The organism is Rhodococcus sp. IEGM 1307, from assembly GCF_030056915.1.
GTDB classification, from domain to species: domain Bacteria; phylum Actinomycetota; class Actinomycetes; order Mycobacteriales; family Mycobacteriaceae; genus Rhodococcus_F; species Rhodococcus_F opacus_D.
The window spans coordinates 33,703-42,565 of record NZ_JASHKW010000038.1 but is presented as its reverse complement, the minus strand read 5'-3'; the positions used below and the strand labels follow the sequence as shown (position 1 = coordinate 42,565).

The following is an 8,863-nucleotide window of genomic DNA, read 5'->3' as shown; positions in this document are numbered from 1 at the left end:
AGGCGGCGCCGAAATCGAAGGACGCCTCTCCCGAGATGCCGAACGTCTTGGCCTCTTTTGTGAAGAGATGCGCAAGTTCGGCATTGCGGAGAAGTGCCTTGGAGGGGATGCAGCCGACGTTCAGGCACACACCGCCCCAGTACTTCTGCTCGATGATGGCGGTGCTCAATCCCAGCTGTGCCGCGCGGATAGCAGCGACGTACCCACCGGGACCGGCTCCGAGGACAACGACGTCATAGTGTGAGGTCACGGTTGTTCAGGGTAGTCCCGTCCGGAATCGCTGTCTCCACGCGGTCGTATTACCCACGAGTAGCCTCATCTGTCACACCTTTGCCGCCGCGACCAGGCACGACACCGCCTGCAAGAATGGCGCCATGACGGATCCCTTCCTCTGGCTCGAAGATGTCACCGCGGACCGGTCACTCGACTGGGTGCGGGAGCGCAACGCCCGCACTCTCGCCGAGTACACCGAGACCGCCGAGTTCTCCGCGCTCGAGAGCCGGATCCTGGACGTGCTCGACACGGACGACCGGATCCCCTACGCCGGCATGCGCGGCGAGTACCTGTACAACTTCTGGCGCGACGGCGACCACAAGCGCGGCATCTGGCGGCGCACCACGCTCGAGCAGTACCGCACGGAGAACCCCGAGTGGGACGTCCTGCTCGACGTCGACGCCCTCGCCGAACGGGAGGGCGAGAACTGGGTGTGGGCCGGGGCCAGCGTGCTGCGACCCGAGCAGTCGCGTGCCCTGCTGTCGTTCTCGCGTGGTGGCGCCGACGCGTCCGTGGTGCGCGAATTCGACATCGAGAAGCGCGAGTTCGTCGGCGGCGACCACGCATTCGACGTCCCCGAGGCGAAGACCAGCATCAGCTGGATCGACACGGACACCGTGTACGTCGGGACCGACTTCGGCGAAGGCTCGATGACCGATTCCGGCTACCCGAGAATCGCGAAGCGCTGGCATCGCGGCACCCCGCTCACCGAGGCGGTCACCGTCTTCGAGGGCGAGACCACCGACGTGTCCGTCGGCGCCTCGTACGACGACACACCCGGATACGAGCGGCACTTCGTCGGCCGGTCCATGGACTTCTACAATTCCGAGCGCTACCAGCTGCTCCCGGACGGCTCGAAGGTCCGGATCGACACACCCGACGACGCGGGCTCGTCCGTGTACCGCGACTGGCTGACCATCCGTCCGCGCACCGACTGGGACGTGGACGGCACCGTCTACCCGGCCGGGTCGCTGCTCGCCGCGAACTACGCCGACTTCCTCGCCGGGTCACGCGAGCTGACGCCACTGTTCACCCCGGACGAGCACACGTCCCTCGAGCAGGGAACGTGGACCCGGAACCACCTCCTCCTCGTGCGACTGTCGGACGTGCAGACCAAGCTGTCGGTGCTCACACCGAACGACACCGGGTGGGAGGAGAAGCCTCTCGACGGCGTACCGGAACTCACGGCGAGCGGGATCATCAGCACCGACCCCCGCAACAGCGACAGCTTCTTCGTCAACTCCAGCGGATTCACGACACCGGCGACACTGCTGTACGGCACGGTCGGCGGACCGCTCGAACCCGTCAAGCAGGCGCCGTCGTTCTTCGACGCGGACGGCATGTCGGTGGCGCAGCACTTCGCGGTGTCCGACGACGGAACCGAGATCCCCTACTTCGTAGTGCGCCGTGACGACGTCACCGGACCCTGCCCCACCATGCTGTACGGATACGGCGGCTTCGAGAATTCGATGGTCCCGGGCTACAGCGGTTCGGTCGGGTTCGCGTGGCTCGAACGCGGTGGCGCGTACGTGGTGGCGAACATCCGCGGCGGCGGCGAGTACGGCCCGTCGTGGCACACCCAGGCGGTGCGGGAGGGTCGCCACAAGGCGTTCGAGGACTTCGCCGCGGTCGCTCGCGACCTGGTGGCCCGGGGCATCACGACGTCGAAGCAGCTCGGGATCCAGGGCGGCAGCAACGGCGGGCTCCTCATGGGTGTCATGCTCACCCGCTACCCGGAACTGTTCGGGGCGATCGTGTGCCAGGTTCCGCTCCTCGACATGAAGCGGTACCACCTGCTGCTCGCCGGGGCGTCGTGGATGGCCGAGTACGGCGATCCGGACAACCCGGACGACTGGAAGTTCATCAGCGAGTACTCGCCGTATCAGAACACCGACGCGACCGCGGACTACCCGCCGATCCTCGTCACCACGTCCACCCGCGACGACCGCGTCCACCCCGGCCACGCCCGCAAGATGACGGCACTGCTCGAGGAGCAGGGCCACGAGGTCTGGTATTACGAGAACATCGAGGGCGGGCACGGCGGGGCCGCGGACAACGCACAGGCCGCATTCAAATCGGCGCTCACGTTCACGTTCCTGTGGGAGCAGCTCACCCGCCCGTGAGTACTTATTAACCGCGGGCGGTTAATAAGTACTCACGGATCAGGTGTGGTCGTGGATCCACTCGACGATCCGGTCGACGGTGCCGGCCGGGTCGCGGATCCAGCCGTTGTGGCCCAGCGGCTTCGGCTGGTGCCACAGCGTGACGTCGGCGTTCGGGAGCTTCGCGAGGAGGTTTTTCGCCGAGGACTCCGGCGCCAGATCGTCTCCTTCGACGGTCACGGACAGCACCGGCAATTTCAGCCGGGCGATGCGTTCCTCGTAGTCGATGTCGGCGCCGTCGGGTTCGATCCTGCCGGTGCGGGCGAATCGCGACCAGTCGGTGATCAGCGCCTTCGACTGCCGCCCGAACCCGCCGATGTCGAGTTTGTCGCCGGGCCAGAACCCCGCCAGGTTGGCCGTCATCGACATCGCCGCGGCGCCCACCAGCATCCGCGGGGCGTGTATCCCGGGGAATCCCCGGTGATACGGCGACCCGGACGCGACGAGCACGATCCCACCGAGCCGGCCGCGGATCCGGGCCGCGTACATCACACCGAGCTGACCCCCCATGCTATGTCCCAGCAGGAAGGGCGTCGCGGCGGGAAAACGCTCCCGCACCACCTCGAAGATCGCGGGGAAGTCGAGGGCCACCAGTTCGTGGTAGCCGTACGTGCTGGCGCTGCTCGGACGGGGACGACTGTCGCCCTGCCCGCGAAGCTCGCCGATCGCCGCGTTGAACCCTCGGGACACGAGCTCCTCGGCGAAGGGTTCGTAGTAGCCGGCGGGAATTCCCAGGCCGGGAAACACCACGATGACGGGGGCCTCGTCCGGGCCGGGAAACAGGCGAACCGGAGTGGTGGTTCCGTCGGGCATCTGGATCGGTACTGTCTCCACGTCGTCAGACTAGACGGCTCGACCCCCGCAGATCCGGGATCTGCGGGGGTCGAGTCTCATCCGAGACCGGTGTTTACAGGCCGATCGACGCAGCGAGCATCGGCCACGACTTGTGCAGGTCTTCTTCCCAGTAGGACCACGAATGCGTGCCGACGGGCCGGAAGTCGAACGTTGCGGGAATCTGCAGTTCGTTCAGCTTGTCCGCGAGGGCGTGGGTGCACTGGTTGGTGGCCGCCTCGATGGCGCCGCCGAGGAGGATCTGGTTGGCGAGCGTTCCGACGTCGCCGTTGATCCCGGGTCCGTTCAGCTGGTCGCCGGGCCCGGGCAGTCCGGATCCGTTGCTGACGTAGATGTCGAGTCCGCGCAGCTTCTCCGCGTTGACGTACGGGTCGTTGGCCGTCCAGCCGGGGCCGTCTTCCGGCCCCCACATGTTGGAGGTGTCGCCGCCGCCGCGGCCCTCGACGACCAGCTGTACGTACGTGCGGCCGGGGTCCGTGCTGGTCATCGCGCAGCCGCTGTAGGCGCCGACGCTCTCGTACAGGTCCGGAGCCGACTGTGCCAGGCTCAGCACCGAACTACCCGCCATCGAGATACCGGCGATCGAGTTGACGCCGTTGGTGCCGAGCGCGGAGTCGACGATCGGCGGAAGTTCCTGCGTGAGGAACGTCGTCCACTTGTTGTTGCCCAGTTCCGGGTCGGTCTGCTCCCAGTCCGTGTAGTAACTGAACGCGCCCTCCATGGGCGTGACCACGTTGACGTTCTTGTCGGCGAAGAAATCGACGACATCGGTCCTGGCCTGCCACGTGGCGGAGTCCTCGCCGCCGCCCGCCCCGTTGAGCAGGTACAGCGTGGGCCTCGGCTCGCTCGTGTCCGCGGGGGTGATGACCCGCAGCGGAATCTCCCGGTCCATGGAGGCCGAGTACACCTGCATGGTCAACTGCCGGTCGTCGATCTCGTCGGTGCTCACCAGGTGGGAACCATTGTCCGCGACAGTGGCGTCTCCGGTCGGATCGGCGGAAGCGGACGCCTGGACTCCGAGGCACGGAATCGCCGCCGTCAGGGCGACCGCGAGCGCAAGCCGCACCCCGTACCTACCCGCTGCAGTGCGGTTGACCATCGTTCTCCTTCGCTGCGACGTCACCTGCCCGACTCCGAAGAGGCGAGAGCTGGAGCCCACATGATGTCATGTGGGCTCCAGCTCTCGTCGAGAAGTGGGGTCGAAACGGGGGTGTCCCTATTCCGCGACGGACCCGATGAAGTCGATCAGTGTGGTGAGCGCTTCGAGCAGAGTCAGAAAGCTGTCGGACATAGTATTACTCCTTTTCGACGCAGTGGATTTCGAACTTCCCCCCGCGATCAGGGGCTCCGTCATTTGTACCCGAGTTTGCTCCTCAAATAAGCACAAAGTGGTAAACATTTGCGATCGTTGACTTAACGACGAACCCGCAAATCAGTACTGGCTACTTCTCAATTATCTGCAGAACATGCCTATCTAGCTGGGGATATGCGATGGATACGATCTCCGAATCCACGTTCTCGTAATCGAATAGCGACGGAACATACCTCACTGCATTGTTTCCGGACTTTTTCTTGTCGCCGCACTTGAATTCCCCCGCGGAGTAACGAGGCGTGAACGAATTCGAACATCCCTTCTTTGCCCCGGTGAGCGCATCGATTTGTCTCGAATTAACAATTCGATGGCAAAAGTTTCTATTGTCACATCGAATTGACACGAAGTGTGGGATATCGAGTTTTTCGGCGCGGCGCGCCACGGGAGACGCCGAACCGACGCGCGGCCTCCGGCGGTATGGAGCGGGCACTCAGGGTCGAAGACCAGGGTCGAGATCGGGGAACATCCCGATGTGCCGGCAGATGCCGCCGAACAGAATGGACGCATGACATTCGACAGCAACACTCCCCGCCAGTTCACCCGTTCCGACAACCAGAAGATGCTCGCAGGCGTCTGCGGCGGCATCGCCGAATACTTCTCGGTGGACGTCAACCTCGTCCGACTGCTCACCGTGGTCGCCACGCTGGTCACCGGCGGCACCGCGGCCCTCGTCTACCTCGCCGCATGGATGCTGATGCCGGCCGGACACTGACACAGGCGGCAGCAGCCGAAAGCACTGTGGCCGTGGAACGAATCCACGGCCACAGCCGACACGAGATCTACCGACGCGCACACGGGAAGGGGCGGGTCACCGACAAGAAAGAGCCCGGGACACCAGATGGTGTCCCGGGCTCTTTGAGCACTTCGTGCCCGTGAGTGGCGGGCGAGTCCGAGGACTCCTCAACCACTCACGGGAGGCGTAACCGCCTTTAGAAGTCCATACCGCCCATGCCGCCGGTCGGGTCGCCCACGGGCGCTCCGGCCTTCTCCGGCTTGTCGGCGACGACGGCCTCGGTCGTCAGGAACAGAGCCGCGATGGACGCTGCGTTCTGCAGCGCGGAGCGGGTGACCTTGACCGGGTCGTTGATGCCGGCTTCGAGCAGGTCGCCGTACTCGTTGGTCGAGGCGTTGAGGCCGTGACCTGCGGGCAGGTTGCGAACCTTCTCGGCAACGACGCCGGGCTCGAGGCCCGCGTTGAAGGCGATCTGCTTCAGCGGTGCTTCGAGGGCGACGCGAACGATGTTCGCACCGGTGGCCTCGTCACCTTCGAGCTTCAGGTCGTCGAGCGCGGGAGCCGACTGCAGCAGAGCCACGCCACCACCGGCGACGATGCCCTCTTCGACGGCAGCCTTGGCGTTACGCACGGCATCTTCGATGCGGTGCTTGCGCTCCTTGAGCTCCACCTCGGTGGCAGCGCCGGCCTTGATGACTGCAACGCCACCGGCCAGCTTGGCCAGGCGCTCCTGCAGCTTCTCGCGGTCGTAGTCGGAGTCGCTGTTCTCGATCTCGGCGCGGATCTGCGACACGCGACCGGCGATGGCCTCGGGGTCTCCCGCGCCTTCGACGATGGTGGTCTCGTCCTTGGTGATGACGACCTTGCGTGCCTGGCCGAGCAGCTCGAGTCCAGCGGTCTCCAGGGAGAGGCCGACCTCTTCGCTGATGACCTCGCCACCGGTGAGGATGGCGATGTCGGCGAGCTGAGCCTTGCGACGGTCACCGAAGCCGGGAGCCTTGACGGCCACGGACTTGAAGGTGCCACGGATCTTGTTGACCACCAGGGTGGACAGGGCTTCGCCCTCGACGTCCTCGGCGATGATGACCAACGGCTTGCCGGACTGGATGACCTTCTCCAGCAGCGGCAGCAGGTCCTTGACCGTGGAGATCTTGGAGCTCACGAGCAGGATGTACGCGTCCTCGAGGACGGCTTCCTGACGCTCCGGGTCGGTGGCGAAGTACGCCGAGATGTAGCCCTTGTCGAAGCGCATACCCTCGGTGAGCTCGAGCTGCAGGCCGAAGGTGTTGGACTCCTCGACCGTGATGACGCCTTCCTTGCCGACCTTGTCCATGGCCTCGGCGATGAGCTCGCCGATGGACGGGTCGCCTGCGGAGATACCAGCGGTAGCAGCGATCTGCTCCTTGGTGTCGATCTCCTTGGCGGTCTCGAGCAGACGCACGGTGACGGCCTCGACGGCCTTCTCGATGCCGCGCTTCAGACCCAGCGGGTTGGCGCCGGCAGCGACATTGCGGAGACCCTCACGGACGAGAGCCTGGGCGAGAACGGTAGCGGTGGTGGTTCCGTCGCCGGCGACGTCGTCAGTCTTCTTGGCGACCTCCTTGACCAGCTCGGCACCGATCTTCTCGTAGGGGTCCTCGAGCTCGATCTCCTTGGCGATGGAAACACCATCGTTGGTGATCGTGGGGGCGCCCCACTTCTTCTCGAGCACGACGTTGCGACCCTTGGGGCCCAACGTCACCTTGACTGCGTCGGCGAGGGCGTTGAGTCCCCGCTCGAGGCCGCGACGGGCCTCTTCGTCGAACGCGATGATCTTGGCCATTGCGAAGTGATCCTCCGGATTGGGGGTGACACACAAGGCGACCGCTAGTCGGGTCGCCTCATTTACGCCTTCGGCCGAGTTCGGTGCCCGCGACGGACGACCAGGGGTGTCTTTGGTTCCCGGTCTCACCGTCCCGACCTGGCACTCACGCGTCGTGAGTGCCAAGTGCATTTTTAGCACTCGGACAGGGTGAGTGCAAGGTCGGGACGGAACCGGTGAGCCCGCGCGATCAGCGCATCGCGCAGACCTGGCCGGTGTTCACGTTGAACGCGAGGGACAGGGCACCGACGCAGTCGACGCCGTTCGCGTCGGCAGTCGCGCCCGAACCCCAGCCGGCGATCGCGACGGTGGTGGTGCCGTCGGCCGCACCGGAGCGAGCGATGCCGCCGCCGAGCGCGAGCGCGTAGGCCTGACCCGAGCCGGTCGACGCACCGAGCGACGTTCCGTATCCATTGGCGTACGTGGTGGCGCCGCTGCGTCCGTTGGCGACACTCACCGCGGTGCCGCTGTCCGCGGCCATCGCGTGGGCGACGCCGGCCTCGGACGCCTTGGCGCCGCAACTCGCGGTGTCCGACACCTGGACGTCGTTGGCCGACGGCGGGGAGACACAGTTGACGGGGGCGGCACCGGCGACGCCTGCACCAGCCACCGAGATTCCCGCCGCGACGCCCAGACCCACGGCCATCGCCGCTCCCACACGTGCCAGCCGTCGGCCGAACAGAGACGAGATACGAGTACGAGATGCCGAGGCGGTCGAGGTGACGGGCGTGGAGACAGCGAGCATGGAAGCTCCTTCTGGGAACGACGAATTGGAGGATTCGCCGCGAGAGTACCCGCTCACGGCCGGTTAGTCCCGGACCGCGGTCAGGCGAGTTCGTCGAGGAGCTTCGGCAGCTGCGCGACCGAGTCGACGACGTGGTCCGGTCGCTGCGGGGCGAGGTCCAGAATCGACTGGCGGAACTTGCCCGTCCGCACCAGCACGCCGGTCAGTCCCACCCGCTGTGCGGCCAGGACGTCATTCGTCAGGTCGTCACCGACCATGACCGTCACGTCCGGTTCCGTGCCCATCAGATCGGTGGCGGTGAGGAACGCCGCGAGCGACGGCTTGCCCACCGAGACGACGTTGGTCCCCGCGACCTCCTCCATACCGGGGAGGTAGGTGCCCGTGTCGATGCGCAGCCCGTCATGGGTGGCCCATGTGGTGCCCCGGTGCATCGCGACGACGGGGACGCCGTCGAGCATCAGCTCGACCACGCGGCTCAGAGCGTCGTGGGTGAATTCCGGCCCGGCGCCACCGAGGATCACCACCTCGGGGTCCTCGTCGTCCAGTTCGATCCCGGACAGATCGGCCGTGATGTCGCCGCTGTTGAGGACCCAGGCCCGCGACCCGGGGTAGGTCGACCGGACGTATTCGGCGGTGAGCCGGGCCGCCGTGACGATCTCGCCGGAGTCGGCCTCGATGCCCGCCGACCGCAGGGCGTCGGCGATCTCGTCGCACGTCCGGGACGTCGTGTTGGTGAGGTAGGCGCACGCGAGTCCGCGCTCGCGCACCTCCCGCACCGCGGCGACGGCACCGTCGATCGGATGCCACGAAGTAACCAGCACCCCGTCGATATCGAGCAGGACACCCTCGACCCCAGCCATGACAG

Annotated in this window: 8 protein-coding genes; 2 read left to right on the top strand and 6 right to left on the bottom strand. The window is 66.0% G+C overall.

The window, feature by feature from the left end:
• The coding region (locus QM841_RS41250; RefSeq protein ID WP_283336531.1) for an FAD-dependent oxidoreductase at positions 1 to 250 on the bottom strand (250 nt) is incomplete at its 3' end.
• Positions 251 to 317: 67 nt separating this feature from the next.
• Between QM841_RS41250 and QM841_RS41245 the strand changes: the two genes are divergently transcribed.
• A complete protein-coding gene (locus QM841_RS41245) occupies positions 318 to 2,396 on the top strand; it encodes a prolyl oligopeptidase family serine peptidase (RefSeq protein ID WP_283336534.1) in 2,079 nt (692 codons plus the stop codon).
• A 39-nt stretch (positions 2,397 to 2,435) separates the two neighbouring features.
• On the opposite strand, the gene QM841_RS41240 is transcribed toward QM841_RS41245, so the two are convergent.
• Positions 2,436 to 3,269 carry an alpha/beta hydrolase family protein gene (locus QM841_RS41240; RefSeq protein WP_241962240.1) on the bottom strand — a complete coding sequence of 278 codons (834 nt, stop codon included), beginning with the start codon at positions 3,267 to 3,269 and terminating at the stop codon, positions 2,436 to 2,438.
• Positions 3,270 to 3,342: 73 nt separating this feature from the next.
• Positions 3,343 to 4,386, bottom strand: coding sequence for an alpha/beta hydrolase (locus tag QM841_RS41235; protein ID WP_283336530.1), 1,044 nt, complete (start codon positions 4,384 to 4,386; stop codon positions 3,343 to 3,345).
• A 778-nt stretch (positions 4,387 to 5,164) separates the two neighbouring features.
• On the opposite strand from QM841_RS41235, the gene QM841_RS41230 reads away from it, so the two are divergent.
• A complete protein-coding gene (locus QM841_RS41230) occupies positions 5,165 to 5,371 on the top strand; it encodes a PspC domain-containing protein (protein WP_005251806.1) in 207 nt (68 codons plus the stop codon).
• 217 nt (positions 5,372 to 5,588) lie between these two features.
• Here the strand turns inward: QM841_RS41230 and groL are convergent, their stop codons facing one another.
• The 3 genes from groL to QM841_RS41215 all read right to left on the bottom strand — a co-directional run bounded on the left by groL (position 5,589) and on the right by QM841_RS41215 (position 8,858).
• Positions 5,589 to 7,214 carry a chaperonin GroEL gene (gene groL, locus QM841_RS41225; protein WP_005251801.1) on the bottom strand — a complete coding sequence of 542 codons (1,626 nt, stop codon included), beginning with the start codon at positions 7,212 to 7,214 and terminating at the stop codon, positions 5,589 to 5,591.
• Positions 7,215 to 7,443: 229 nt separating this feature from the next.
• Positions 7,444 to 7,998 (bottom strand): DUF6764 family protein, encoded by a 555-nt coding sequence (locus tag QM841_RS41220; RefSeq protein ID WP_283336529.1) that lies wholly within the window; start codon positions 7,996 to 7,998, stop codon positions 7,444 to 7,446.
• An 80-nt stretch (positions 7,999 to 8,078) separates the two neighbouring features.
• Positions 8,079 to 8,858, bottom strand: coding sequence for an HAD-IIA family hydrolase (locus tag QM841_RS41215; RefSeq protein ID WP_280779830.1), 780 nt, complete (start codon positions 8,856 to 8,858; stop codon positions 8,079 to 8,081).
• Positions 8,859 to 8,863 lie beyond the last annotated feature (5 nt).